18 protein-coding genes and 1 pseudogene are annotated in these 26,988 nt (G+C 56.9%); 6 read left to right on the top strand and 13 right to left on the bottom strand.

The window, feature by feature from the left end:
- Nucleotides 1–199: 199 nt before the first annotated feature.
- Together gyrA and mtnA are read right to left on the bottom strand one after the other, a co-directional pair.
- A complete protein-coding gene (gyrA, locus tag U5A05_RS08365) occupies nucleotides 200–2,863 on the bottom strand; it encodes a DNA gyrase subunit A (RefSeq protein ID WP_261741667.1) in 2,664 nt (887 codons plus the stop codon).
- Nucleotides 2,864–3,206: 343 nt separating this feature from the next.
- Nucleotides 3,207–4,283: an S-methyl-5-thioribose-1-phosphate isomerase gene (mtnA, locus tag U5A05_RS08360; RefSeq protein WP_321836096.1), complete on the bottom strand. Its 1,077-nt coding sequence runs from the start codon at nucleotides 4,281–4,283 to the stop codon at nucleotides 3,207–3,209.
- A 107-nt stretch (nucleotides 4,284–4,390) separates the two neighbouring features.
- Between mtnA and U5A05_RS08355 the strand changes: the two genes are divergently transcribed.
- The 4 genes from U5A05_RS08355 (at nucleotide 4,391) to U5A05_RS08340 (ending at nucleotide 7,942) form a co-directional block, all read left to right on the top strand.
- A complete protein-coding gene (locus tag U5A05_RS08355) occupies nucleotides 4,391–5,722 on the top strand; it encodes a TRZ/ATZ family hydrolase (protein ID WP_261741665.1) in 1,332 nt (443 codons plus the stop codon).
- 63 nt (nucleotides 5,723–5,785) lie between these two features.
- Nucleotides 5,786–6,484 carry a bifunctional 2-polyprenyl-6-hydroxyphenol methylase/3-demethylubiquinol 3-O-methyltransferase UbiG gene (gene ubiG / locus U5A05_RS08350; RefSeq protein WP_261741664.1) on the top strand — a complete coding sequence of 233 codons (699 nt, stop codon included), beginning with the start codon at nucleotides 5,786–5,788 and terminating at the stop codon, nucleotides 6,482–6,484.
- A 3-nt stretch (nucleotides 6,485–6,487) separates the two neighbouring features.
- Nucleotides 6,488–7,159: an N-acetylmuramic acid 6-phosphate phosphatase MupP gene (mupP, locus tag U5A05_RS08345; protein WP_261741663.1), complete on the top strand. Its 672-nt coding sequence runs from the start codon at nucleotides 6,488–6,490 to the stop codon at nucleotides 7,157–7,159.
- Nucleotides 7,160–7,201: 42 nt separating this feature from the next.
- A complete protein-coding gene (locus U5A05_RS08340; protein ID WP_261741662.1) occupies nucleotides 7,202–7,942 on the top strand; it encodes a YciK family oxidoreductase in 741 nt (246 codons plus the stop codon).
- 82 nt (nucleotides 7,943–8,024) lie between these two features.
- On the opposite strand, the gene U5A05_RS08335 is transcribed toward U5A05_RS08340, so the two are convergent.
- The 7 genes from U5A05_RS08335 to U5A05_RS08305 form a co-directional block, all read right to left on the bottom strand.
- Nucleotides 8,025–8,810, bottom strand: coding sequence for an iron-containing redox enzyme family protein (locus U5A05_RS08335; RefSeq protein WP_261741661.1), 786 nt, complete (start codon nucleotides 8,808–8,810; stop codon nucleotides 8,025–8,027).
- Nucleotides 8,811–8,856: 46 nt separating this feature from the next.
- A complete protein-coding gene (locus U5A05_RS08330; RefSeq protein WP_321836095.1) occupies nucleotides 8,857–11,316 on the bottom strand; it encodes an EAL domain-containing protein in 2,460 nt (819 codons plus the stop codon).
- A 156-nt stretch (nucleotides 11,317–11,472) separates the two neighbouring features.
- A complete protein-coding gene (locus tag U5A05_RS08325; RefSeq protein ID WP_261742400.1) occupies nucleotides 11,473–13,269 on the bottom strand; it encodes an ABC transporter ATP-binding protein in 1,797 nt (598 codons plus the stop codon).
- Between the two features lie 10 nt (nucleotides 13,270–13,279).
- Complete coding sequence (locus tag U5A05_RS08320) at nucleotides 13,280–13,915, bottom strand: DsbA family protein (RefSeq protein WP_321836094.1); 636 nt, start codon at nucleotides 13,913–13,915, stop codon at nucleotides 13,280–13,282.
- Nucleotide 13,916: 1 nt separating this feature from the next.
- A complete protein-coding gene (gene trhO, locus U5A05_RS08315) occupies nucleotides 13,917–14,855 on the bottom strand; it encodes an oxygen-dependent tRNA uridine(34) hydroxylase TrhO (RefSeq protein ID WP_261741658.1) in 939 nt (312 codons plus the stop codon).
- A 99-nt stretch (nucleotides 14,856–14,954) separates the two neighbouring features.
- Entirely contained in the window at nucleotides 14,955–15,251 is a 297-nt protein-coding gene (locus U5A05_RS08310) for a BolA family protein (protein ID WP_261741657.1), read from the bottom strand.
- 11 nt (nucleotides 15,252–15,262) lie between these two features.
- A complete protein-coding gene (locus tag U5A05_RS08305; RefSeq protein WP_261741656.1) occupies nucleotides 15,263–15,778 on the bottom strand; it encodes a DUF2059 domain-containing protein in 516 nt (171 codons plus the stop codon).
- Between the two features lie 192 nt (nucleotides 15,779–15,970).
- On the opposite strand from U5A05_RS08305, the gene U5A05_RS08300 reads away from it, so the two are divergent.
- A complete protein-coding gene (locus U5A05_RS08300) occupies nucleotides 15,971–17,362 on the top strand; it encodes a class II fumarate hydratase (RefSeq protein ID WP_321836093.1) in 1,392 nt (463 codons plus the stop codon).
- Between the two features lie 173 nt (nucleotides 17,363–17,535).
- Here the strand turns inward: U5A05_RS08300 and pap are convergent, their stop codons facing one another.
- Nucleotides 17,536–19,041 carry a polyphosphate:AMP phosphotransferase gene (gene pap, locus U5A05_RS08295; protein WP_261741654.1) on the bottom strand — a complete coding sequence of 502 codons (1,506 nt, stop codon included), beginning with the start codon at nucleotides 19,039–19,041 and terminating at the stop codon, nucleotides 17,536–17,538.
- A gap of 139 nt (nucleotides 19,042–19,180) precedes the next feature.
- Here pap and mnmC point away from each other — a divergent pair, with 139 nt between their 5' ends.
- A complete protein-coding gene (gene mnmC, locus U5A05_RS08290; protein WP_321836092.1) occupies nucleotides 19,181–21,160 on the top strand; it encodes a bifunctional tRNA (5-methylaminomethyl-2-thiouridine)(34)-methyltransferase MnmC2/FAD-dependent 5-carboxymethylaminomethyl-2-thiouridine(34) oxidoreductase MnmC1 in 1,980 nt (659 codons plus the stop codon).
- 126 nt (nucleotides 21,161–21,286) lie between these two features.
- Here the strand turns inward: mnmC and U5A05_RS24250 are convergent.
- The 3 genes and pseudogenes from U5A05_RS24250 to U5A05_RS08280 form a co-directional block, all read right to left on the bottom strand.
- Nucleotides 21,287–21,430, bottom strand: a pseudogene (locus U5A05_RS24250) (NEL-type E3 ubiquitin ligase domain-containing protein); the annotation flags it as partial.
- 7 nt (nucleotides 21,431–21,437) lie between these two features.
- A complete protein-coding gene (locus U5A05_RS08285; RefSeq protein ID WP_321836091.1) occupies nucleotides 21,438–21,650 on the bottom strand; it encodes a hypothetical protein in 213 nt (70 codons plus the stop codon).
- Nucleotides 21,651–21,878: 228 nt separating this feature from the next.
- Nucleotides 21,879–26,681 (bottom strand): NEL-type E3 ubiquitin ligase domain-containing protein, encoded by a 4,803-nt coding sequence (locus tag U5A05_RS08280; RefSeq protein ID WP_321836090.1) that lies wholly within the window; start codon nucleotides 26,679–26,681, stop codon nucleotides 21,879–21,881.
- Nucleotides 26,682–26,988: the final 307 nt, after the last annotated feature.

The following is a 26,988-nucleotide window of genomic DNA, read 5'->3' as shown; positions in this document are numbered from 1 at the left end:
ACTCTCACTCTGATTTGGTGGTCACGCAATAAAACAACACTCGACACGTTCTTGGCTTGCATCGCAATGCGGGCAGCAAGGTCTATCTGATATACCGTGCTGACGCCATCGCGAACAGGCTCGCTCCCACAGTGTCGCAAACTTTCATACCGGACATACAACAAGGGGGCGAATTCTCATCCGCCCCCTCTGTGTCCGCTTATTCCTGCGGTTCTTCTTCGTCAGCGCCAGCCTCTAGCGGTTGCTCGCCGTCGCCACCATCGATGATGGCCTCGTCGTTGAGCTCTGCACCGCCTTCGCCCTCACCTTCGAGTTCCTCGCCTTCAACTTCCGAAGGCTCCTGAACCCGCTCAAGTCCGACCAGCGTTTCATCGCTGGCAAGCTTGATCAAGGTAACGCCCTGGGTGTTACGGCCCAAGCTCGAGACTTCGTCGACACGGGTACGCACCAGAGTGCCCTGATCCGAAATCAACATGATCTCTTCGCCGTCCTGCACCTGGACTGCTCCGACCAGACGACCGTTACGCTCGTTGCTGACCATGGCGATAACGCCCTGACCGCCACGCTTGTACTCAGGGAACTCACTGATTGCCGTACGCTTGCCATATCCACGCGCCGAAGCGGTAAGGATCTCGCTGCCTTCTTCAGGGATCAGCATCGAAATCAGCTTCTGACCTTCTGGCAGACGCATGCCGCGCACGCCGCGAGCAGTACGACCCATGGCACGCACATCGGACTCTTTAAAGCGGGTTACTTTGCCGCCATCGGAGAACAACATCACTTCGCGCTCGCCATCGGTGATCGCGGCGCTGATCAATACGTCGCCTTCGTCCAGCTCCAGCGCGATCAAACCTACGCTGCGCTGACGACTGAAGGATTCCAGCGGGGTCTTCTTCACGGTACCGTTGGCAGTTGCCATGAAGATGAAGTGACCTTCGGTGTATTCCTCGACCGGCAGCATGGTGGTGATGTATTCACCCTCACCCAGCGGCAACAGGTTCACCAGTGGGCGACCACGGGCAGCGCGGGACGCTTCAGGGATTTCATAAGTCTTGAGCCAGTACACCTTGCCCTTGCTGGAGAACAGCAGCAGCGTGGTGTGGCTGTTGGCAACCAGCAGGTGAGCAATGTAGTCCTCATCCTTGACGCCAGTAGCCGATTTACCTTTACCACCACGACGCTGGGCCTGGTACGCAGCCAAAGGCTGGGTCTTGGCATAGCCACCGTGGGAGATGGTCACAACGCGTTCTTCTTCCGGGATCATGTCGCCCAGCGTCAGATCAAGGCGGTGATCCAGGATTTCAGTACGACGCACATCACCGTATTCGGCACGAATGACTTCCAGTTCCTCGCGGATCACTTCCATCAAGCGCTCAGCGCTGTTGAGGATGCGGATCAGCTCACCAATCTGGTTGAGGATTTCCTGGTACTCGGCCAGCAGCTTCTCGTGCTCAAGACCGGTCAAACGGTGCAAGCGCAATTCAAGAATGGCTTGCGCCTGTTCTGGCGACAGGAAGTACTTGCCCTCGCGCAGACCGTACTGCGGATCAAGGTTGTCCGGGCGGCACGAATCGGCACCGGCACGTTCAACCATCGCCACTACTGCACTGGACTCCCAAGGGGTGCTGATCAGCGCTTCCTTGGCTTCCGACGGCGTTGGCGAGGCCTTGATCAACGCGATAACCGGGTCGATGTTGGACAGGGCAACTGCCTGGCCTTCAAGGATGTGACCACGTTCACGGGCTTTACGCAGTTCGAAAACGGTGCGACGGGTAACCACTTCACGGCGGTGACGAACGAAGGCTTCCAGCAGATCCTTGAGGTTCAGGATACGTGGACGACCGTCGATCAACGCAACGATGTTGATACCGAAAACGCTTTGCAGCTGGGTCTGGGCGTACAGGTTATTAAGAATAACCTCCGGCACTTCACCACGGCGCAGTTCGATCACCACGCGCATACCGTCTTTATCAGACTCGTCGCGCAGTTCAGTGATGCCTTCGAGCTTCTTCTCTTTAACCAGCTCGGCGATCTTTTCGATCAGACGCGCCTTGTTCAACTGGTAAGGAAGCTCGGTGATGACGATCTGCTGACGACCACCGACCTTGTCGATGTCTTCGATCATGGAGCGGGCGCGCATGTAAATACGGCCACGACCGGTACGATAGGCTTCGATGATGCCTGCGCGACCGTTGATGATCGCAGCAGTAGGGAAGTCCGGGCCCGGGATGAACTGCATCAGTTCATCGATGCTCAGCTCCGGGTTTTCGATCAGCGCCAGGCAACCATCGATGACTTCACCCAGGTTGTGCGGCGGGATATTGGTGGCCATGCCCACAGCGATACCGCTGGAGCCGTTGACCAACAAGTTGGGAATTCGTGTCGGCATGACGGCCGGGATCATTTCCGTGCCGTCGTAGTTCGGCACCCAGTCCACGGTCTCTTTGTGCAAGTCGGCCAGCAACTCGTGGGCCAGCTTGGTCATGCGAACTTCGGTGTATCGCATGGCAGCAGCGTTGTCGCCGTCGACCGAACCGAAGTTACCCTGACCGTCTACCAGCAGGTAGCGCAGAGAGAATGGCTGAGCCATTCGAACGATGGTGTCGTAAACAGCGGTATCACCATGCGGGTGATACTTACCGATTACGTCACCGACCACACGGGCAGATTTCTTGTACGGCTTGTTCCAGTCGTTGTTCAGTTCGCTCATCGCAAACAGCACACGCCGGTGCACGGGCTTCAAGCCATCGCGTGCATCAGGCAGTGCCCGCCCGACAATTACGCTCATCGCGTAGTCGAGGTAGGACTGTTTCAGCTCGTCTTCGATATTGACCGGGAGGATTTCTTTGGCCAGTTCGCCCATGAGAAGCCTGATTCCTTTTTCGGGTGAAACTTCGCCACATCCATTCGGGACGAACGAAGCTCGTCGCCGCTGGCCACGTGCCATGCAACGACTTACGACAAATCAACAAGTTATGTCACGGATTTGCGCAGTAAGGGCAACCTTTGCGGGCCACCCTGGAAACCGCCGAATGTTATCACAATCGCCGCCACGCACCTATCCCTCAGATGCGCAAGGCACATAGTAATTGGGTCAGTGATCGGCCTGAGCGTGTTCAGGAGGGCTCTGAGCGCAAATCGAGGACTGCAGGACAGACTGAATCCGGCATAAAACCTGCGCGAACCGAGTCAGCGCAGCACAACTTTTAATGCAATCGCTTGCGACACATCAATTGAGCCAGTTTTGCCGCATCCGGACGTTCAATCACACCCTTCTCGGTCACGATTACGTCAATCAGGTCGGCCGGGGTTACATCAAAGACCGGATTAAACACCTGCACATCGGCACCCACCCGCTTGCCGCCCACTTCCAGTAACTCGCGACCGTCGCGCTCTTCAATCGGAATGTCATCGCCCGTGGCCAGGTCCATATCAATGGTCGAACTCGGGGCCACCACCATAAAGCGCACGCCGTGGTGCATGGCGTTTACCGCCAACTGGTACGTCCCGATCTTGTTCGCCACATCGCCATTGGCGGTGATTCGGTCAGCCCCCACGATCACCCAGGTCACGCCCTTGGTTTTCATGATGTGTGCCACTGCCGAGTCAACATTAAGCACCACCGGGATACCTTCATTGGCCAGCTCCCACGCAGTCAGGCGCGAGCCCTGCAGCCAGGGACGGGTTTCGTCGACATAGACTTGCTCGATCATGCCCTCCAGCCAGGCGGCACGAATAACGCCCAACGCCGTACCAAAGCCACCTGTGGCCAGCGCTCCAGTGTTGCAGTGGGTCAGTACGGCCTGAGCGTTGCCTTGGTGGCGGCGGATTACATCAACCCCCAATTGCGCCATCGTCATATTGGCCTCACGATCACTCTCATGAATAGCCACAGCCTCAGCTTCAAGCACCTGCAAAACATCAGCCCGAGTCTTGCTTCGGGACAATCGATCTCGCATGCGATTCAAAGCCCAAAACAGATTCACCGCCGTTGGGCGCGAACCTGCCAGCAGGGTGAAGTCCTCCTCCAGCGCCGCTACCCAGTCGCCGCCAACAGCTTTGCGCGCACGTGCGGCCAGCACCACACCATAGGCCGCCGTGATACCGATCGCCGGAGCACCCCGCACGACCATATCGCGGATCGCTTGAGCCACATCTTCGGCGCCGGTGTAAGCCAGCCATGTTTCTTCAAGGGGCAAGCTGCGCTGATCCAGCAGGTATAGGGCGTCATCCCGCCAATCGATGGCCTTAACTTTTTCCGCAGCCAACAGTCGATCGCGCATGCCTTCCCCTATTACCCAGAAACAAAGCTGCCGATTATAGCGAGCCCACCCTTAAGACGCTCGGGTATACTTCGCCTCCTTTTAAAACGCACTGGAAACTGTTTTCGATGCCGATCCCGACCGTGCCCCTGGACTTATTGCTGCTACCCACCTGGCTGGTGCCTGTCGAACCGGCCGGTGTCGTACTCAAGGATCATGGGGTTGGCATTCGCGACGGTCGCATTGTATTCATTGGGTCTCGCCAGCAAGCCCTGAAGCTGGCTGCCAGCGAAACCCGCGAGTTGCCAGACATGCTGCTCAGCCCCGGGCTGATCAATGCCCACGGTCATGCCGCGATGACATTGTTCCGCGGCATGGCCGATGATCTGCCATTGATGACCTGGCTGGAGCAGCACATCTGGCCCGCTGAGGCCAAGTGGGTCGATGAAGACTTCGTGCGCGACGGCACCAATCTGGCGATCGCCGAACAGCTCAAGGGCGGTATCACTTGTTTCAGCGACATGTACTTCTTCCCCAAGGTCGCCAGTGAGTGCGTCCACAACAGCGGCATTCGCGCTCAGATCGCGATTCCCGTTCTCGACTTTCCGATTCCCGGCGCCAGCAGCGCAGATGAATCCCTGCGTCAGGCCATCGAGCTTTTCGCTGATCTGAAGTACCACCCGCGGATCAAAATCGCCTTTGGGCCCCATGCGCCTTACACTGTCGGCGACGATAACCTGGAAAAAATCCGGGTAATCGCCGATGAGCTGGATGCAGCTATTCATATGCACGTACACGAAACCGCTTTCGAGGTGCATCAGGCTGTCGAGCAACATGGCGAGCGGCCCGTCGCCCGTCTCGCGCGCCTGGGCCTGCTAGGCCCGCGTTTCCAGGCCGTGCACATGACCCAGATCAGCGATGACGACCTGACAATGCTGGTAGAAAGCAACTCCAGCGTGATTCATTGCCCGGAGTCCAACCTGAAACTGGCCAGCGGTTTCTGCCCGGTGGAGCGTTTGTGGCAAGCCGGAGTCAATGTAGCGGTCGGCACCGACGGTGCAGCCAGCAACAACGACCTCGACCTGCTAGGCGAAACCCGCACCGCAGCCTTGCTGGCCAAAGCCGTTGCTGGCTCTGCCACCGCGCTGGACGCCCACCGCGCGCTGCGCATGGCAACGCTCAATGGCGCCCGCGCCCTGGGCATTGAAAGTGACACCGGCTCGATTGAAATCGGTAAAGCCGCCGACATGGTTGCATTTGACCTCAGCGGGCTGGCCCAGCAACCGGTCTACGACCCCGTCTCACAGCTGATCTACGCCACCGGCCGTGATTGCGTGAAGCACCTGTGGGTTGCAGGCAAGCAACTGCTCGATGATCGATGCCTGACCCGCATGGACGAGCAACAGCTCAGCGCCACAGCCAAGGCCTGGGGTGAACGCATAAGCGGCCATACTCATTGATTCAGTACCTTCGGGCCTGAGCCCGGAGTTTCACCAGATTATTAAGCTTTAGAGGATTTACCCATGAGCAACGTTGACCACGCCGAGATCGCTAAATTCGAAGCGCTAGCCCATCGCTGGTGGGACCGTGAAAGCGAATTCAAGCCGCTGCACGACATCAACCCACTGCGCGTCAACTGGATTGACGAGCGCGTGCAACTGGCTGGCAAAAAAGTCCTCGACGTCGGATGCGGCGGCGGCATTCTCAGCGAGTCAATGGCTCAACGCGGCGCCACCGTCATGGGCATCGACATGGGCGAAGCACCGCTGGCCGTGGCACAACTGCATCAGCTTGAGTCCGGCGTGAGTGTTGAATACCGCCAGATCACCGCCGAAGACCTGGCAGACGAAATGCCCGAGCAATTCGATGTGGTGACCTGTCTTGAGATGCTGGAGCACGTACCTGATCCAGCTTCCGTGATTCGCGCCTGCTATCGCATGGTCAAACCCGGCGGCCAGGTGTTCTTCTCGACCATCAACCGCAACCCAAAATCCTATCTGTTCGCGATTATCGGCGCTGAATACATCATGAAGCTGATCCCGCGCGGGACCCATGACTTCAAGAAGTTCATCCGCCCTTCCGAACTCGGTGCCTGGAGCCGCCAGGCCGGTCTGAGCGTTAAAGACATCATCGGCCTGACTTACAACCCGCTGACCAAACACTACAAACTGGCCAGCGATGTAGACGTCAATTACATGATCCAGACCCTTCGCGAGGAGTAACGCATGCGTTTAAGAGCAGTTCTTTTTGACATGGACGGCACCCTGCTCGATACCGCGCCGGACTTTATTGCCATCTGCCAGGCCATGCGCGCCGATCGTGATCTGCCGCCCATTGGCGACAAACTGATCCGCGATGAAATTTCCGGCGGTGCCCGCGCCATGGTGGCCGCGACTTTCAGCATGGACCCGGACGCACCCGGCTTTGAAGAACTGCGCCAGGAGTTCCTGGAGCGCTACCAGCGTGATTGCGCAGTACACACCAAGCTGTTTGATGGCATGGAAGAGTTGCTGGCCGATATCGAAAAAGCCCATCTGGTATGGGGCGTCGTCACCAACAAGCCAGTGCGCTTCGCACAGCCGATCATGGAGCGCCTGGGCCTGGCCGAACGCTCGGCGCTGCTGATCTGCCCGGACCACGTAACCAACAGCAAGCCTGATCCCGAGCCGTTGATTCTGGCCTGCAAGATGCTTGACCTGGACCCGGCCAGCGTCCTATTTGTAGGCGATGACCTGCGCGACATCGAGTCCGGCCGAGACGCCGGGACTAAAACCGCAGCCGTGCGTTTTGGCTACATACACCCCGACGACAACCCTGATCACTGGGGTGCCGACGTGGTGGTCGATCACCCGGGCGAACTGCGCAAAGTGCTGGATAACGCGATGTGCAGCTGCTGACAAACGTCCGCTAACGATCTTCGATTTTTGTTGAGGTTTTTTATGTTTGATTATTCCGCCCGCCCCAACCTGCTTCAGGACCGGGTCATTCTGGTCACCGGCGCCGGTCGCGGCATCGGCGCTGCGGCTGCCAAGACCTATGCCGCCCACGGCGCAACCGTACTGCTGCTGGGCAAGACCGAGGCCAACCTGAGCCAGGTTTACGACGAAATCGAAGCCGCCGGTCATCCGCAACCGGCCGTCATCCCGTTCAATCTCGAGACCGCCCTGCCGCATCAATACGATGAACTGGCTGCCATGATCGAAACCGAGTTCGGCCATCTTGACGGACTGCTGCACAACGCCTCGATCATTGGCCCGCGTACGCCTCTGGAGCAGTTGTCAGGCGAGAATTTCATGCGCGTGATGCAGATCAACGTCAATGCCACGTTCATGCTCACCAGCACCCTGCTGCCCCTGCTCAAACTGTCGCAGGACGCCTCGGTGATCTTCACCTCCAGCAGCGTCGGACGCAAAGGTCGCGCCTACTGGGGCGCTTATGGCGTATCGAAATTCGCAACCGAAGGCCTGATGCAAACCCTGGCCGATGAAGTCGACAGCGTCTCTGCAGTACGCTCCAACAGCATCAACCCAGGCGCGACTCGCACCAGCATGCGCGCCCTGGCATATCCGGGTGAAAACCCCGAGAGCAATCCAGAGCCGGACGCGATCATGCCGGTTTACCTGTACCTGATGGGCCCGGACAGCACCGGAATTAACGGCCAAGCCTTCGACGCCCAGTAACATAGCGACAAACAAAAACCGCAGCCTGCATGTGAATGCAGCCTGCGGTTTTTTATGCGCTCAAAAAACGGCTAGCGGGGCTTCAGCTCTCAACCAGCTCCCTGCGCTCACGCACAACGGGGGCCTTGTCGAGCTGCAAGCAGCTTTGTAAAAACAAGTACATGTAATCGTAGCTCTTGCAAATTGCCTTGCGCAGCTCGGCAATCAGCTCCTGGCTCGGGTTCATCCCCGCCAGGGTACACACGATTTCCAGCGCTTCCCAAGGATGCTCATCATCATACTGAGCATGCATCTTCAGCCACTTCATCGTGCGTTTACGCCCCTCCAGCGGGAACGACTCTTCGTAGACAGTTTTTGAACACACCGCAGCCGCCCACTCACCCACGGCACCTTCAATCGCGTAGTTGGTAGCCGCCATGGCCACAGCCAGTGAGTCCGTCGCACAGGTATGCCAGCACCAATCGTTCAATGCCTGAAATTCCGCAGGTATGTCCTGTGCGTTCAACTCTTCAAGGCTCACGCCATGTGCCCGGGCCCAATATACCCAGTAGTCGGCATGGTTAAGTTCAACCCGGATATTGCGAATCAGCCAGCGGCGCGCCATGTCTTCACCCGGATGTTGCCCATAACGGGTTTTGCCAAGGTTACGACCCATATACAGCGAAAACTGCTCAACCACCGGCCAGCCGCCAATCAGGTACGCTCGCATGGCTCTGGGGCTTAGCGTGTTATCCCGCATGCGCCTGTAAATTTCGTGCCCGACTGCCCGGCGCTTGCTCTCGCTGCAGTCGCGAATCAGTTGCTGAGCCCACTGCGGGTAACTCGTCTCCTCCATTAGAGGCCCAGTACGGTTAAATACATCAATCACAATCCAAGTCCTTTTCGAGAGATGACTTTAAAGAATATGTAACCTGTCAACGCAGATTACCCGGCGACCTCAACGTCAAGGCTCTGGACCGTTTGGGCCGGTGCAACAAGCTATCAAAGGTAAACGGCTGTGGGCGTTGAACTATATAGCCTTGCGCATAATCAACCCCGATCTCGATCAATGCCTGTTCAATTTGTGTCGTTTCCACAAACTCGGCAATTGTGCGTTTTCCCATCACATGGCCAATATGATTAATAACTTCAACCATAGCCCGATTGATCGGGTCGTCCAGCATATCCTTGACGAAGCTCCCATCAATCTTCAAAAAATCGACAGGAAGATGTTTTAAGTATGCAAACGAAGACATGCCGGCACAAAAGTCATCCAAAGAGAACATACAACCCAATGACTTGAGATCATTGATAAACCGAATAGCACTGCCCAGGTTAGCGATCGCGCTGGTTTCGGTAATTTCAAAGCAGATCAGTTTGGGCGAGACGCCATAACACTTGAACTGCTCATGCAAAAATTCCAGGAAATCATCATCACCAATGGTCGATCCTGACAAGTTGATGGCACACATGGCCATCGGCTGCGCCCCTACCTGGGCCGTACACTCAGAAATGATTTTGAACACGTTTTCGACCACCCAGCGGTCTATCGAACTCATCAACCCATACCGCTCAGCAGCCGGAATAAAGCTGTCTGGATAAACCATTCGCCCGCTCTCATCCTGCAACCGCAACAGAATTTCGATGTGCCCGCCCCCCTCCGGCTCAGCCCCCAAGGGGGTGATTTCCTGCGAGTAGAGACAAAAACGGTTTTCTTCCAGCGCTACATGCAGACGCTGCACCCAAGCCATTTCACCAAATCTCAATGACAGTTCCGTGTCATCCAGATGATAGACCTGCACCCGGTTGCGCCCCTTTTCCTTGGCCATATAGCAGGCCATGTCCGCTGCACGCATCAGCGACTCAAGGGTTACCGGGGTTTGATGGATATGTACAAGACCAATACTGATGGTGCTCATGAACGGCCGCCCTTTCCAGGCGAAATGCAGGTTTTGCACCGCCTGACGCAGGCCTCCGGCGATTCTCTCGGCCATATCCACCGGGCAGTTTTCCAGCAGGATCCCGAACTCATCGCCTCCCAGGCGAGCTAACGTATCGCCTTCGCGCAACCCGGTTCGCAGCAGCACACAAACATGGCGCAACAGCTCATCACCCGCCGCGTGACCGCAAGTGTCATTCACCAGTTTGAACTGATCCAGATCGAGGAACATCAATGCATGCCGACCCTGTTGTCGCCCCAGGTTCTTCAGCACTGTCTCCAGGCGATATTCAAATTCGCGACGATTGGCCAGGCCCGTCAGTGCATCATGGGTCGCCTGCCAGGACAGATTGGCAATGTACCGGCGCTCTTGGGTCATGTCATGCAGCACCAACACCGCCCCACTCACCTCTCCAGCATGGACAATCGGCGCGCCCACCAGCGTGACAGCAACCGTACTGCCATCCATGCGCTGGATCTGTCGTGAGTGATCGCGGCTATTACCCAATTGGCCACTGAGAAGCCGATCAATCAGTTTGAAGCCATCATCCTGGTCATTGTCGTCGAGCAACTTGAACAACGCCGCCAGAGTAACGCCGTGGGCCTGCTCGGACTTCCATTGAGTCAGTTGCTCGGCCGCCGGGTTCATGTAAGCAATCGCGCCCTTCTCGTCGGTCGTTATAACGCCGTCGCCAATAGACGCAAGAGTGATTTGTGCCCGTTCTTTTTCCAACTGCAAGGCTTGGGCAAATGCACGACTCTGGGCCAGAACTTTATGAGTACGCTTGAGCACCAGAAGAATCAGCCCCAGCGCCGTAACCAGGTTGATAACAACCAGTAACCGCCAAACAAAGCGTGAGCCTTCTCCCAGGGCATCACTGAAGGCCTTGGCTGCAGGCGCAATACCTTCATTGATGGCAAAAATACCGTCCGCCCAGCGTTTTGAGTCCGCATCAGTGACGTGACCGCCAAGCAGTGTACGGTGCATCTCTTGAGCCAGATTATCGAGCTGAACCAGGTAAGCATCGCCCACGGACCACTTCTCAATGGCCGTTTCCATATAACTTACGTGACGAAAGTAGCGATAAAACCAAATAATGCTGTCGGCATCTTCCGGGCTGTTGCCGCCTTGCAAAATACCTTCGCGAGCAGCTACCTCATCAGAGGGGGACTGATCCATCGCCAGACGCAACTTGTGATCGCCCTGAGGGATGCTTCTAGCCTGCTGATATTTATCGAAATAAGCTGGATCATGCGTATCGGAATACACATAGAGGAAGTAGATAGCGTCTTTTTGGGCCTTGGACCACAAACTTTCGCCCCCGACATAACTTCTTACTGCCGAGAGCATATACAGACTCACGCACCCCAATAACGCCTGGAAAAGCACGACTGCAATAAAGGGCCAAACAATACCCAACAAGCGTGGTGTCCCGTGGGGGTGTTTTGATTTCATGAGTTTCCTTGCTTCATGGCGTCAGATGAAAACCAGAGAGAAAATCTCACTACAGCTCAGCCTAGGCCAATTTTCGACGGCTTGAGCAACCACACATGCTCAACATCGTCAAAAAGGCCTTCGCCCGAGCAATTCACCTCACTTAATACAAACCCATCAAGTTTGCTGAAGGTGCCCGTAGAGTTTGGCGTAAAGCCCGCCGTCTGCAATCAACTGCTGGTGATCACCCTCTTCGGCAATACGCCCGCCATCAAACACCAACACTCTGTCTGCCTGTTTTACCGCAGACAAGCGGTGGGCAATGATTAAAGTTGTACGCCCGCTCAAAAATTTTCCCAAAGCGTGATGCAGGTTGTATTCGGTGGCTGCATCCAGGGCACTGGTGGCCTCGTCGAGGATCACTACCTTGGGTTCGGCCAGCACCATCCGCGCAATTGCCAGGCGCTGACGCTGGCCACCCGACAAACGCACACCTGAACGTCCGACAATACTGTCCAGGCCCTGCGCCAGAGCACGAATGGTGCCATCCAGCTGTGCGATTTCCAGAGCATGCCAGCACGCTTCATCGGTCCGCTCACGGCCCATGGTCAAGTTAGCGCGCACGGTATCGTTGAACAGCGCCGGGTGCTGCAGCACCACAGCAACATGCTCGCGTATGGTTTGCAGGCCAATCTCGGGCTGGCTCGCGCCGGCAAAGCGGATGCTTCCCGACTGGGGCGTATACAACCCCAGCAGAAGTTGCACCAGCGTGCTTTTACCGCCGCCACTGGTGCCCACAATGGCCACTTTTTCCCCCGGTGCAATGGTCAGGTTCAAATGATCCAGGACCTTTTCCTCACCATAACTGAAGCTCAGGTCACGCACTTCAATACCGACTGTCTGGTTCCCGACAAACGGATTGGCTCCACCGGGATATTGCGGCTCGTCGCTTCGCGCCAATAGTTGGTTGATCCGGGTCACGGCACCATCGGCGGCATAGAAGGCATATTGCAAATTAAGCAACTGCTCGACCGGTCCAATCATGAACCACAGGTAACTGAACACCGCGAGCATTTGGCCAATCGACAGGTCCGAAAACAGCACTGTCAGCATCGCCGCAGCGCGAAAAATATCGATACCGAACTGGAACAACAAACCGCTGGCACGATTTGATGCATCGGTCTTCCATTGCGAGGCCACAGCAAAATCTCGAACTTCTCGCGCCCGCAGCCCCAAACGACCAAGGAAAAAACCCTGGCGATTACCTGCACGAACTTCCTGAATCGCGTCCAGGGTCTCGGTCAGGGCCTGGGTAAAACGCGCAGTGCTATCGTTTTCGAGTTTTTTAAGGTGTTTGACCCGCTTGCCCAGTTGCACCGTGGCGTAGATCACCAGCGGGTTAAACAGCAAGATCAACAGTGCCAACTGCCAGTGCATCCACAGCAAAATCGCCGAAGTCCCCACCAGTGTCAGCATCGCCACCAAAAACCGGCTCAGGGTTTCACCGACAAACTTGTCCAGCGTTTCGAGATCGGTGACCAGATGCGTGGTCACGGTGCCGCTGCCAAGGTTTTCATACTCGGCCAGCGAAATTCGCTTCAAGCGCTCAATCAAGCGCAAGCGGATGCGAAACACAATGTCCTTGGCCAACCGCGAGAACAGCCGAGCTTGCAGCACGTTAAACAACAGCGCCCCGCAACGCAGCATCAAGGTAATCACCAACATCAGGCCAATGTAGCCCGCTGCACTTTGCCAGGCAGCCGGTAGCCAGTGATTCATGATTTTCAGCGCGGCATCACCGTTGCCCAGCAACACTTCGTCCACCAGCAAGGGCAGGAGCAGGGGAATAGGGACACTGCACAGCGTAGCCAGCACGGCCACGCCGTTGGCAATCCACAGGGCTTTTTTATGACGCAGGGCCAGGCGACGTATCTCGGCCCACGTCAGACGGTCCGCCTTGGGGCCGGGCGGCACAGCAGCAGGATCAAACACGCGTGGCGCGTTCTAGCCAGCGAGCGAGCAGGTCAGATAACGGTCCAAGCGGCTGATAGCCATTAGTCAGCAACGCCAGTTGACCATTGCGCTCGGCGAGCAAGGTCGGAAACCCGGCAATCCCCAGGTCTTGCACCCAGGTAAAGTCGGCGGCTGTCGCTGCATGCTGCTGCGCCGTGTCAAACACGGCAGAAAACTCGATACGCGGCAACCCTGCTGTCTCAGCCAGTTCAACCAGCACACTGGCTTGGGTGACATCACGCCCCTGCTCATAGAAAGCCTGTTGAATCAGCTTCACCAACTTCCAGGCGCAATCGGGGGCCAAGCTGCGAGCCGCCACCACGGCCCGACAGGCGGGCTCGGTGTCATAGACAAAACCGTCAGGCAAGGCGCCGTCGAACTTGAATGGCTGCCCGGTGGCGTCTGTAACTGCCTGCCAGTGTTCGAGGATATAGCGCCGGGTAGCAGGCTCAAGCGCCGAGCCACTGCCGGTGCGCAAACCGCCCACCACCAGATGCAACTCAACGCCTGCGGCCTGCGCCTGCTCAACCAGCGCCTCGGCGATGGGCGAGAAACCCCAGCACCATGAGCACATCGGATCCATCACATAGAGCAGACGTGCACTCATCTCAAACCTCGGCAGGTTTACGGTAGTTGTGGCCAATCGGGTGCGGCTGGTTACGCGCCTTGGCCAGATCGATCTGCTTTTGACGATCAATGGCGCTGCGACGGGTTTTTTCGCTCAGGGTGTCCCAGCAATGCGGACAGCTGATACCGGCCTGATAGTGTTCCGACTCACGGTCCGCGATGCTGATCGGGGTGCGGCACGCATGGCACTGGTCGTACTCACCGGCAGTCAGATCGTGGCGTACGGTAACCCGGTTATCGAATACAAAGCAGTCGCCCTGCCACTTGGTTTCTTCCTGCGGCACCTCCTCGAGGTACTTCAGGATGCCGCCCTTGAGGTGGTAAACCTCGTCAAAACCCTGGCTGAGCATATAGCTCGAAGCCTTTTCACAGCGAATACCGCCGGTGCAGAACATTGCGACTTTCTTGTGCTTGGCCGGGTCGAAATTGGCTTTGATGTAGTCAGGAAATTCGCGAAAGCTGGTTGTTTTCGGGTCAATAGCGCCCTCAAACGTACCGATCGATACTTCATAGTCGTTACGGGTGTCGATCAACAACACCTCCGGATCGCTGATCAGCGCATTCCAGTTCTCGGGGTCGACATAGGTTCCGACTTTCTTGTTCGGGTCTACGCCTTCTACGCCAAGGGTAACGATTTCTTTCTTGAGCTTGACCTTGGTCCGATAGAACGGCTGGTCATCGCAGTAGGATTCTTTATGGTCGATATCAACCATGCGCGGATCGGTCTTGAGCCAGGCCATCAGCCCGTCAATGCCTTCACGGCTACCGGAAACCGTGCCGTTAATCCCTTCTTCGGCAATCAGCAACGTGCCTTTGATGCCGTTATCGACCATTGCCGCGAGCAACGGCTCACGCAGGGCTACGTAATCTTCAAGGGTGACGAATTTGTACAGTGCAGCTACAACAACAGGCGCAGTCATCGTGTTTCTCCAGGTGGCTACCCTCGTAAAGGGTGAACCGGATGCAAAAAAAAACGCGCCGACTATGCGGCGCGCTGCGGATTCTAGCAAAAAGACGACTTAGTGCCCACCGCCGGCACAGGTCGGCGAAGCCGGGGCCGTGCCGATTTTTGCCCATTCATCAGGCGTATACGTGTGCAAAGCCAGCGCATGGAACTCGCCCATCAGATCACCCAAAGTGGCGTAAACCTTCTGGTGACGCTTGACGCTGTTGAGCCCGGCAAATTGCTCGCTGACTACCACTGCCTTGAAGTGGGTCTGTAACCCGCGACTGTGCATATGGCTTTCGTCCAACACGCTCAAGTGCTCGGGTTGCAATGCGCCAAGCGCCGATTCAATACGGTGTTGCATGCTCATTCAGGCTCCGCTTACTTCTTCTTGGCCGGGGCCGCTTTTGGCTCCAGCTCGGTAGTCATGTCTTCCAGCAGCTTGTTGACCACCGGCACTGCGCTTTCCAGCTTGGCCTGGGTCATTTGCGCCGATTGCTGAGTCAGCTGCGGCATTTTTTCCAGGACTTTCTTGCCCAGTGGCGACTGGTAAAACGCTACCAGATCCTTGAGTTCGGATTCGCTGAAGTTGGTGGTGTACAGCTTGACCATATCAGGCTTCAGCTTGTCCCAGCCAATGGCTTGGTCCAGAGCAGTGTTGGCCTTGGCCTGGTAGGTTTCCAGCAGGGCTTTCTTGGAGGCTGGCGCTTTGGTTTGCTCAAAACGCTGGGCAAACATCTGCTGTACTTGCATGTAAACCGGGGTACCCAGCTTGTCGGCATGAGCCAGTTTGAGGAACGTTTCAGCACTGGCAGCGTGACTGGCGGTATCGGCGAAAACCTGGCCGCTGGCGCAAACCAGAGCAACCGCTGTACAGATGGCGCGAAGACGGGTCATCGAGTTTCCTTTTCTAGCAAGCGAGGTTGAACCCCAAGGGCGGCCATTCTGCGCCTATTAAAGTCTGTCACTCAACCCCGAGTCTGATAGACGTTCTCATCATCTGACCAAAAGCATTAAAAACACCAGATTGAACCCCGGACGCAAACCAGCGCCTAAGCTGTCTGGTCAGACCTTTAGGAGAAAGAGCCGATGAGCCGTATCGAAACCGACAGCCTGGGTGAAGTCAGCGTGGCCGACGAGGCCTATTGGGGGGCGCAAACCCAACGATCGTTGATCAACTTCGCCATCGGCAATGAAAAGATGCCGTTGGCCGTGTTGCACGCTCTGGTACTGATCAAAAAAGCTGCTGCCCGGGTCAACAACCGCAATGGTGACCTGCCCGCTGATATTGCCCGCCTGATCGAGCAGGCCGCCGATGAGGTGCTTGATGGGCAGTACGACGATCAATTTCCGCTGGTGGTATGGCAGACCGGCAGTGGCACGCAAAGCAACATGAACGCTAACGAAGTTATCGCCGGGCGCGCCAACGAACTGGCAGGCAAAGGTCGTGGCGGCAAATCGCCCGTCCACCCAAACGACCACGTCAACCGTTCACAAAGCTCCAACGACTGCTTCCCGACCGCCATGCATATCGCCGCCGCCAAAGCGGTGCATGAACACTTGCTGCCAGCAATTAGTGAGTTGGCTGGCGGATTGGCAGAGCTGTCGGCCCAGCACATGAAACTGGTCAAGACCGGCCGCACCCACATGATGGACGCGACTCCGATCACATTTGGCCAGGAACTGTCGGCCTATATCGCGCAACTCGATTACGCCGAGCACGCCATACGCTCGGCCATACCGGCGGTATGCGAACTGGCCCAGGGCGGCACGGCCGTAGGGACCGGGCTCAACGCGCCCCACGGTTTCGCAGAAGCGATAGCGGCTGAAATCGCGGCATTGTCGGGCTTGCCATTTGTCACGGCGCCGAACAAATTTGCTGCGCTGTCAGGTCACGAACCATTGACCACCCTCTCGGGTGCACTCAAAACCCTGGCCGTTACCTTGATGAAACTGGCCAATGACTTCCGCCTGCTGGGCTCTGGCCCACGTGCCGGGTTGGCCGAAATCAAACTGCCAGCCAATGAGCCGGGCAGCTCGATCATGCCAGGCAAGGTCAACCCGACCCAATGCGAAGCGCTGTCGATGCTGGCCTGCCAGGTAATGGGCAATGATGTCGCCATCGGCTTTGCCGCAAGCCAGGGCCACTTGCAACTGAACGTCTACAAACCGGTGATCATTCATAACCTGTTGCAGTCGATCAAGTTGCTGGGCGACGGTTGCAGCAACTTCCAAAAACACTGCGTGACCGGCCTTGAGGTTGACGCCGAAAAAATGGCCGAGCACCTGGAGCGCGGCCTGATGCTGGTGACTGCACTCAACCCGCACATTGGCTACGACAAGTCTGCCGAGATCGCCAAAAAGGCTTATGCAGAAGGTCTGACCCTGCGCGAAGCCGCATTGGAACTGGGTTATCTGACCGATGCAGAATTTGATCAGTGGGTACGCCCGGAGAACATGCTGGGGCCTGGCAAGCACTAAGAAAACTGTAGCAGCTGCCGAAGGAACGAGGCTGCGTTCGGCGGCGAAGCCGTCGTAAAACCTAAACTGGCGTTCTATCGGCTAAACCGCAGACTCAGGTTTTACGATTGCTTCGCAATCGGACGCAGCCTCGTTCCTTCGGTAGCTGCTACGCAAGATGAGAAGGTCTTTGTTTACTTCTTGTGCTTTTTGTCGCTCTTCTCGAAGGCGGCTTCCAGCGCTTCGTTGATGGTGCGCAACACCTTTACCCGCGCCCAGCGTTTGTCATTGGCTTCTACCAGCGTCCAGGGTGCAATCTCGGTGCTGGTACGGTCCACCATGTCGCACACCGCCTTGCGATACACATCCCACTTTTCGCGGTTACGCCAGTCTTCTTCGGTGATTTTGAAGCGTTTGAACGGAATCTCTTCGCGTTCATGAAAGCGTTCAAGCTGTACATCTTTATCAATCGCCAGCCAGAACTTGACGACAATCACCCCCGCATCGCGCAACTGTTCCTCGAAGTCATTGATTTCACCGTAGGCGCGCATCCAGTCAGCCGGAGTACAAAAGCCTTCAACCCGCTCAACCAGCACCCGCCCGTACCATGAACGGTCAAAAATGGTGAACTTGCCGCGCCCCGGAATCTGTCGCCAGAAGCGCCACAGATAAGGCTGTGCACGCTCATCTTCAGAAGGTGCAGCAATCGGCACGATACTGTACTGACGCGGGTCGAGTGCCGCCGCCACGCGCTTGATCGAACCGCCCTTGCCTGCCGCATCGTTGCCTTCAAACACCGATACCAACGCATGGCGGCGCATCCGTTTGTCGCGCATCAACCCCGACAGGCGTGCCTGCTCGGTAATCAACTGCTCCTGGTAATCGTCTTTTTCCAGCTGCTGTGTCATATCCAGACAATCGAGCAGGCTCAAACCGTCCTGGACTTCAGCCAACGGCGCGACATGAGTGGCCCGGACTTTGGTCTTGGGCTCATTCAGCGCGGCTTGCAGACCTTCGAGCAAGATCTTGCCCACTGTCAGACTGCGGTAGTACGGATCGACACCCTCCACGATGCTCCAGGGAGCGTAGTCACGGCTGGTTCGACGAATCACACGCTCGCCAAATCGCACAAAGCGATCGTAAGTTTCTGACTGCTGCCAATCCAATGGACTGATACGCCAGCTATGCAACGGGTCATCCTTGAGTGCCTTGAGCCGGGCTTTCATCTGTTTCTTGGACAAGTGGAACCAGAACTTGAAAATTACCGCCCCTTCGTTGCACAGCATCTTCTCCAGACGCTCCGCACCATTGATCGCCTGATCGAGCACGGCATCCTTGAAGCGCCCATGAACCCGACCCTGAATCATCTGGCTGTACCAGTTGCCGAAGAGCACCCCCATGCGGCCCTTGGCCGGCAATTGCCGCCAGTACCGCCATGCAGGCGGGTGCGCCAGCTCCTCATCGGTCTGGCTATCGAAAGTACGCACTTCGATCAGCCGCGGGTCCATCCACTCATTCAGCAGTTTTACCGTCTCGCCTTTACCGGCGCCCTCAATGCCATTGATCAATACGATTACGGCAGAACGCTTCTGCTGATGGAGATCGTATTGCGCTTCAAGCAAAGCTTCGCGTAAGGCGGGAACTTCTCTGTCGTAGGTTTCTTTATCGATTACATGACCGATTTCAGCAGATTCGAACATGGAAAGCTCCCTGGCAAGATTTCACAAGCCTAGCGGATTGCACCCGAACGTGTAGGAACAACACTCACAAAACTGTCTTGGATCAATCGTGTCGTGACTGATCGGCTAGAATGGCCGCCTTGCCGATGCCGAGCCACACATGAATACTGAAATGCCCAATGCCCAGATTGACTGGGATGACCAAGGCCGCCCCCGTTCGCGGGTGTTTGATGACGTGTATTTTTCGGACAAGTCGGGTCTCGAAGAAACCCGTTATGTCTTTATCGAACAAAATGCCCTCGCAGAGCGCTTCGCCGCCCTCCCCGCTAACGGCCAGATGGTTATTGGCGAAACCGGCTTCGGCACCGGCCTGAATTTTCTTTGTGCCTGGCAGTTATTCGAAGAAACGGCGCGACCCGATGCGCGCCTGCACTTCATCAGTGTCGAAAAATACCCGCTGACCCGCGAAGACCTGAAGCGCGCCTTGGCTCTCTGGCCTGAACTGGCTACCTGGAGTGAACAATTACTGGCAGCCTGGTTTGCCATTCATCCGGGGTTTCAAACCCTGAGCCTGGCCGATGGCCGTGTGACGCTGACCCTGATGATCGGTGACGCGCTGGAGCAACTGCCGCAACTGGATGCACAGATTGACGCGTGGTTTCTCGACGGTTTTGCACCGGCGAAAAACCCGGACATGTGGACACCAGAGCTGTTCGCGCAATTGGCTCGATTGGCGGCCCCCGCCTCCACCATCAGTACCTTCACCAGCACCGGCTGGGTACGCCGGGCGCTGAATGAGGCTGGTTTCAAGATGCGGCGCACGCCGGGCATCGGCCACAAGTGGGAAATTCTACGCGGCGCCTTTATTGGCTTGCCTGAAAACACACCCGCCAGCACCGATACCAAACCCTGGTTTGCTCGCCCGCCTCGGCACACCGACGAGCGCAAGGCGATTGTGATTGGCGGCGGCCTGTCGGGTTGCGCCAGCGCTAACAGCCTGGCGCGACGTGGCTGGCAAGTCACGTTAATGGAGCGCCACGAGCGCCTGGCCAAAGAAGCCTCGGGCAACCCGCAAGGCATCTTGTACATGAAGCTTTCGGCTCACGGCACCACTCTGTCGCAATTGATTGTCAGTGGTTTCGGGTACACCCGTCGCTTGCTGGAGCAACTGCAACGCGGTCGTGACTGGGACGACTGCGGTGTCCTGCAGCTGGGCTTCAACGAAAAAGAGGCTGAACGCCAAGCGCAATTGGCGTCCGCGTTCCCGGCAGCGCTGGTGCATTTGCTTGATCAGCCTGCGGCGCAGGCCTTGGCAGGGGTCGAACTGGCTCACGGCGGCCTGTTCTACCCCGAAGGTGGCTGGGTGCACCCGCCTGCGTTGTGCCATTACCAGGCGCTACACGCCAACGTTCAGATCATGACTCACCATGACGTATTGCAATTGAACAAGGTTGGCGACCAATGGCACGCCTGCCAGGGCGATCAGTTGCTGGCCAGTGCGCCCGTGGTAATCCTGGCGGGTGCCGCCGAAGTCAAACGTTTCCCGGCCAGCAGCGGTCTGCCACTCAAGCGTATTCGCGGGCAAATCACTCAACTGGCCGAAACCCCAGCCAGCTCTGTGCTCAAAACCGTGGTCTGTGCCGAAGGTTATGTTGCGCCCGGTCGACTCGGCGAGCACACCCTGGGCGCCAGTTTCGACTTCCACAATGAAGACCTGTCCACCACCCCCGCCGGACATCAGAGCAACCTTGACCTGCTTGAGGAGATTTCACCGGACCTGAAGCAGCGTCTCGGCAATGAGCAGTTGGATCCTCAGACCCTGCAAGGCTGGGCCGCCTTCCGCTGCACCAGCCCGGACTACTTGCCGATTGTCGGGCCACTGTCAGACCCGGAGCAGTTTGCGAGCGCCTATGCGGTACTGCGCAAGGATGCGCGACAAACGCCCGACACGCCTTGCCCATGGTTGAGTGGTCTGTACGTCAACAGTGGCCACGGCTCACGCGGGCTGATTACCGCCCCGCTGTCGGGCGAAATACTGGCGGCGTGGATCAACAACGAAGCGCAGCCCGTTCCCCGAGCGGTTGCAGAGGCCTGTCATCCTAATCGCTTTGTGCTGCGCGCCCTCATACGCGGGCAGTGAACAAATCCGGATTCTGGCCAATGGCGGAGGGGTGCGGCGGCAATAATGCCGAAAACTCGACTTTGTTTTTTTAATCAGATAATCGCGCCAAAAATCACGGCTACTGACAAAAGCCGGTAATTGCACCGACCTTTCTGCCACTTCGACAAGCAGCCTGGCCGATGGCAGATCGACCTCACTGACCCCGCCCAACACATTGAAGTGCATGTTTTCCGGCTGGCTGGGCAGCCCTAGTACTCTCCCCAGGCCGACCCGGCAGGCCAGATGCACCTCAAATTCATCTGGCGCCGGGCAACCTTGTGCCGCAGTGCCAGCAGGGGCCGGTCAGCAACCCCCGTGGCCACTCATCAAGCCCGGTGCGACGCATCGATACCCGGCGCAGCTTGGGCAACCTACTTAGATCGAGCATTGGCCCCAGCAGGTTGCCATTGAGGTTCAGTACTTCGAGATTGCCCAGGTTCGCCAGTACGTTGATATTTCCGGGGTTCATATACAGCGGTTATAGCTAAGGGACAAACGCTGCCGAGCGGGCATCTGCATCGCTGAGCGAGGTTTGCCGGGTGTTAAGGGGTTGGGGTTCTTCGGTACGCACCTGTGTGACCTTCAGGATCATGGATAAGAAGGCCCCAAGCTAGCGGCGCAAGCGCACCGGCCTGCCGTAGATATCTATCGTCGCAAACGAAGAACGCTAAGCTGCAGCCCAACACATGGGCGTTGATTACAGGGCTGTCGACCACTCTCCGGGGCTATCCTTGGCAATCAACGCCTGGGTTTTTTCCAGGTTCCAGGCATCGACAGCTGCATCCATCTCGTTGCGCACCTGCGCGACACTGCGTAAATAGCGCGCACTGTTCATCTCTGGCGATCGTCTCAATAACCCATGCAATGCCTCGAAGTAAGGCTCGGTCAAAACGGTGTACTCCGCCTTGTGGGTACTGGCCATGTAGGCTTTCCAGAACTCGAGCGTAGTGATGAATACCGCCATGGAACCCGACCTTTCAGCGTTCTGGACTTCCACCCTGGCCATGTCCAAATCCGCTTCAGTCACTCCGGCCAACCCTCGGAACGACATGCTCTTGGGCTGGCCGGGCAGCTCCAGTGCCTGAGACAAGCCGATTCTGTACGCCAGGTTAACCTCAAGCTCATCTACTGTTGCCCTGCCTTGTGCCAAACGCTCCTCGCATGTCTCAGCCGCAATACTTGCCAACTTATCGAGCCGGAACAGTCCCTTGGCCAAATGCAACAACTGGGCTTGCTGAAATGAGGCGCCGCGTGAGATTTCTGCCAGCAACACCTGGATTTCCATCGCGCTGAAAGTCACCGCTACACTGTCACTGCAACTACGCGGGGAGGCGGCAATATTCAGCAAATCACTGCGTAATTGACTGTTCTGACTCGCCGCCTCAATCATTTCCCAGACCCGCCGACTCAAATCCTGGCGAACCGTATGGGCATCCGCCGTGGTGGTCAAACGACTGATCACGATGAAAAAGTCCTCGGAAGCCGGATTGGCTCGCAAGTTATTCCATAACAACTCGCGCTGGCTGAGTTCGTTGCTGGTAATGCCCGCTGTCCAAAACTCGAACGCCAGCATCTCACTGAGCAACTCCTCACTGCTGATTCCCATACTGCTGCCGCCCTGCATGACATACCGCCCTAACTGCAAACGGCTTGAGGGCGACAGCGGGTTATTGGATAGCGTGATATTTCGAATGATCTTGGGCGAGGCCTGAAACACCTGTTCAGGAATTTCAAGAATCTGGTTCTCCCTGAGGTCGGCAGCTTCCAGAAATGGTCTGGAAAGCAGCCCTTCAGGCCAAACCTGGATCCAGGTACGGCGTAAATACACGCGCCGCAAGTGCGCGTGATTATTGAAACTCAACAACGGCCCCAACAGGTTGTCATTGAGATTCAACACTTCCAGGCTGCTCAACGCGTTCAGCACCGATGCGTTGCTGGTGGTCATGTACAACAAGTTTCGCGCCAGCGATAAACGTCGCAGGTTGGGCATGCGCTCAAGTTGTACTGGCAGATGAGCCATTTCGTTGTTATCCATTTCAAGCGCAGTCAGACCGCTGAAATGCTCGAGGAAAAGGTTAGCTCGGTCCTTGCAATCCATATTGCTGAGTTTCAGCTCGCGCACATGGCTGAAGTCAGCCACTGCAGGCAACTGCGGAAGGTTGCCCACACGTAAACCCTCCAGGCTCAAGCTGTGTATGTCATCACTGCTGGCCCAAGGCACGTTGCTAGGGCTTTTACGCCATATGCGCTCGATCAGCCCGGCCGCGTGGTACCTGTTTTCGGCGTAATCGTGTATCGCGTCTTTAGTCCCCAGTTCAGGAGCGGCATCAATCCAGAACTGTAAGCTGTTGCGCAATGCCGTTCTTTCACGCTTGCGCTCGCGCAATGCTTGCAGCGGTGCCTCCCTGCGCTCGATAAAACCGTCCAGATAATCCAGGACCTGGTCTTGATCAAATTCGGGATACAGCTCACTCACACGACGCCGCAAGGCGCTGGAATGCCCGCCCGCCCGCATGCCGCACAACGGATAACCAACGCGTGCATCCGCAAGGACCGCAGGCGGCCTGAAGCGCGGCTTGACCGGCTGCATGCCCAGTATGCGGGATGACTCATCACGCGCCTGCACCGCCAGCAGGCCAAGCGCGGCATTGAGCTCGGACGTTTGACCCACAGGATGCAAGCCCATTGCCTGACGCTCCAACCCGGTCAGGGATTGGTAAATCGCCGTCGACAAAGGGGCTTCTGCATCCGCCTGGAGGACCAGCAGTTGCCCACTAGGTGCATAGCGCTGGTAGCCCTTGGGGGTTTTGACCAGAACCCGTGTCGCGTCGGGCTGCGCCTGGCCCCAACGATGGGTCACGGGGCCCATCAACGAACCTTCACGAATTTCCAGCGCACTGCTCAGTCGCCATCCGGGCAACTGTTGAAAAAAATGCAGGATCAGTTTTTCAGTGTCATCACTCACTGGGGTCTGCAGGTAAAAACCCTCCAGCGCCCGATTGATCCTGGCCTCGCGCAACAACACCCGCACTTGCTCCGCGATATCCAGCGGTACTTTGGATGTGCGTAACAGTTCGCGCTGGCGGGGGCTGGCCGACTCGACAATGGCCTGACTCACCGCACGCGGCAATCCAGGAAATGACGCCTCGATGGCGCTGGCCTCAGGCACCTTCGAAACATTAAAGCCCTCGTACAAATGTTCAAAGACGCTGTTCCAGTTTTCCTGCACATACGTCGCCAGCTTTTGGGCCAGTACTCGGGCTGGCGCGGCCGCATCACTCAACTCACGGCCCAGCAGCGCCTTGCCCTGGACACTGCTCAACCCGGCCAGCACGGCCTCCAGCAGCTTGCCCTGATCCGTAATGGCCGAAGTGAGGTGGAGGTTCGAGGAGGCAACCCACTGTGCGGTGCCGTATTGCGCCAGCGTGTAGCCGGTAGCGTCCTCCACTGTCAGGCCTTTGCCCACAGGCCAGCCCGGCAACATGGGTAACAACTGCATTTGCAGGTCGGCCCAGCGCGGGGCGTTGTATTCACTGGCAGTCATTTGCTCGATAAATGTGCTGAGCTGCTGGTCAATTTCAAAACGCTTGAGGCTGACCTTGAGCAACGGCGGCGGTGCCAGGTTTTCCAGATGCACACGGCGCATCACCCCTTGCGGGGTATCGGTCAGCGCCCTTATTTGCTCCAGCCTTTGCTCACTCAGGGTTGCTGTCATTGCGCCCAAACGGCCCAGCAACGTTTCGCTGCCATCCCACTCCAGCGGCCACTCATGCACATGCTGCCAGGCCCCTTCGCGGTTATGCAGCAAGGCGGGTCTGAAGGCATCTGGCCGTGTCGGGTGCGAAATCCGCCATTGTTTGTACGCGCCATCCAGCTCGACCGAATAATGCTTGCCCGCCACTTCTACATGCGACTTACCGTCATGGTTGATAAAACCTTGCGCATCGGCCCGGTGCCTGTGTTGCGCAATACCTGCTTGCTCATAGGGCTGAAGATTTTTATCCCAGAGTCGCACCGTGCCGTCATCACGCCGAATGGGCTGAAAGTCTGCAAAATAAGATTTTGTGGCGTCGCTTAATCGACTGACCACCTTTTTAGCAACGACAACACCCGCTACTACCGCCGCGTTGATTGCAACATCCCAGGCTACGTTCAACAGGTGTTCACGGGCATGATCGACATCGCCCTGAGTCCAGTCTTCCACGCCCTCATACACTTCCTTCAACATTTCGCCGATAGCGACCGCCAGCATCATGTAACCCAGGGCTGGTACAAAAAGTGCGGCGACATTCACCAGCATCAGCCCGACATTCTTGTACAACTGCCAACGTTGCTCGCGCTCGCGTTCATCCAGTACCCCGGTAGGCACCGCCAGCATTTGCGCGTCGGCGAACATGTTTCTGAGTTGTACCGCACACAAGTAATTCGCTGCTGGCATGCCCAATGGCGCGGCTGTCAGGCCCAGATAGTCTGGTTTGGCATTGACCCTTTGAATAAACGCCGCCCTGGCGCTCAAGGCCACAAAGCGCGAGAAAAACTGTGCGTAGTCCGGGTCCAGCAGCCGCTGTTTTAACTCATCGACAAACACTTGCAGCGAGCGGAATTCGAAAAAAGGTGATTTAGGGTCGTTAGGGATATAGGCAATCAAGCGGTTGTCGGGGTGCAGCAATAGCGTGTCCGGGGAGAAGATCACCACGCCATCAATCACCGTGTCGAGAATCGACAGCGAGCTTTGAAAAACAGGCTTGGCGTCCAGCCTCTGGACGCCAGAGTTTGCCAGGACCGAAAGCAGTGCCTTGTACGCGGTCTCGCTGATGTTCTTTTTGAAGAACGCTATATGCGCATCCACTTCCATGTCATAGCGTTTGAGCAATCGCAGGTCTGATTCAGTTGCCAGATGCGTAGCATCACCGCTCTGGTTGCCAGTCGCTTTAACTCCCAGAAAGCGCTCCAGATAGGCTTGGTATTCAAGCCCCAGGTCCAGCGTGCGACACAGCGCTGCAAATTGATGGGGTTTGACCGGGCTGACTTGCCCGGCGTAACCGCGGTGAAGAATCCGGCTTTGTGGATTGAAGCCCCCGCGGGTGGCTTCGTCCGCAGAAAAGTTCTGCAAGGCCGCCCATAACAGTGTCTTGGGTTCATCGTGAACGGTGTAATGGCGGATTGTGGCCAGGAGCGTGTCATCGGTTATCAAATGCACATGCGTGACCGCCAGATAGTCGCGATGAATATCCAGCAGCGGGCCGAATTTTCGTCGCACCGCAGTGCTCAGCAATGCAGCGCAATAGGCTTCAATACTTTGCAATTGTGCAAATTTTTTGCCGACCCGTCCGTGGTATGAGCGGCTTTGCGCCATCGACGTATTCAGTGCATCCATGTGCTGGGGCGTGGCGCCAAGCAACCACTTGGGCATATGGCTGTGTACCAGCTCCAGCGGTTCGAGATCACTGATAGTGGTCTGGCGCGCATCCAGACGTTGAGCATAAGCAGTGGGCGTCATTTTCGGCCTTCTTGAGTCGGTCTGTAAAACAGGTAACCAACCTAGCGCCGCTCAACCGAGGCCATGACATAGATAAATATGCAGCCCTTGCAAGAGGACCATCGGTAACTTTTATTGAACGATCCGGCCCTCAGTCACTCGATAAAACACGGTCATTCATGACGGCTCGGGGGTTTTTAGACTCGCGCCGTACGGGCTGGCAAGGCCGCCAAGCGCAGCATTGCCCTTTAAAACCGGGCCCAAGCGCTACCCGGCGCCCCGCAAAGGCGCCGAGTCATACCGGTAGCAACACATGCAGAGATACCAA

The organism is Pseudomonas kulmbachensis (assembly GCF_963681935.1).
In the GTDB taxonomy this organism is placed as follows: domain Bacteria; phylum Pseudomonadota; class Gammaproteobacteria; order Pseudomonadales; family Pseudomonadaceae; genus Aquipseudomonas; species Aquipseudomonas kulmbachensis.
This window is presented reverse-complemented; position numbering and strand designations above follow the sequence as displayed.

Excerpts from the sequence above, each read along its gene's own strand:
- U5A05_RS08355 (WP_261741665.1), top strand. The coding sequence starts at position 4,391 with ATGCCGATCCCGACCGTGCCCCTGGACTTATTGCTGCTACCCACCTGG.
- U5A05_RS08340 (WP_261741662.1), top strand. The coding sequence starts at position 7,202 with ATGTTTGATTATTCCGCCCGCCCCAACCTGCTTCAGGACCGGGTCATT.
- U5A05_RS08305 (WP_261741656.1), bottom strand. The coding sequence starts at position 15,778 with ATGACCCGTCTTCGCGCCATCTGTACAGCGGTTGCTCTGGTTTGCGCC.
- U5A05_RS08330 (WP_321836095.1), bottom strand. The coding sequence starts at position 11,316 with ATGAAATCAAAACACCCCCACGGGACACCACGCTTGTTGGGTATTGTT.
- trhO (WP_261741658.1), bottom strand. The coding sequence starts at position 14,855 with ATGACTGCGCCTGTTGTTGTAGCTGCACTGTACAAATTCGTCACCCTT.
- U5A05_RS08320 (WP_321836094.1), bottom strand. The coding sequence starts at position 13,915 with ATGAGTGCACGTCTGCTCTATGTGATGGATCCGATGTGCTCATGGTGC.
- U5A05_RS08300 (WP_321836093.1), top strand. The coding sequence starts at position 15,971 with ATGAGCCGTATCGAAACCGACAGCCTGGGTGAAGTCAGCGTGGCCGAC.
- mupP (WP_261741663.1), top strand. The coding sequence starts at position 6,488 with ATGCGTTTAAGAGCAGTTCTTTTTGACATGGACGGCACCCTGCTCGAT.
- U5A05_RS08280 (WP_321836090.1), bottom strand. The coding sequence starts at position 26,681 with ATGACGCCCACTGCTTATGCTCAACGTCTGGATGCGCGCCAGACCACT.
- ubiG (WP_261741664.1), top strand. The coding sequence starts at position 5,786 with ATGAGCAACGTTGACCACGCCGAGATCGCTAAATTCGAAGCGCTAGCC.
- pap (WP_261741654.1), bottom strand. The coding sequence starts at position 19,041 with ATGTTCGAATCTGCTGAAATCGGTCATGTAATCGATAAAGAAACCTAC.
- mtnA (WP_321836096.1), bottom strand. The coding sequence starts at position 4,283 with ATGCGCGATCGACTGTTGGCTGCGGAAAAAGTTAAGGCCATCGATTGG.
- U5A05_RS08310 (WP_261741657.1), bottom strand. The coding sequence starts at position 15,251 with ATGAGCATGCAACACCGTATTGAATCGGCGCTTGGCGCATTGCAACCC.
- gyrA (WP_261741667.1), bottom strand. The coding sequence starts at position 2,863 with ATGGGCGAACTGGCCAAAGAAATCCTCCCGGTCAATATCGAAGACGAG.
- mnmC (WP_321836092.1), top strand. The coding sequence starts at position 19,181 with ATGAATACTGAAATGCCCAATGCCCAGATTGACTGGGATGACCAAGGC.
- U5A05_RS08285 (WP_321836091.1), bottom strand. The coding sequence starts at position 21,650 with ATGAACCCCGGAAATATCAACGTACTGGCGAACCTGGGCAATCTCGAA.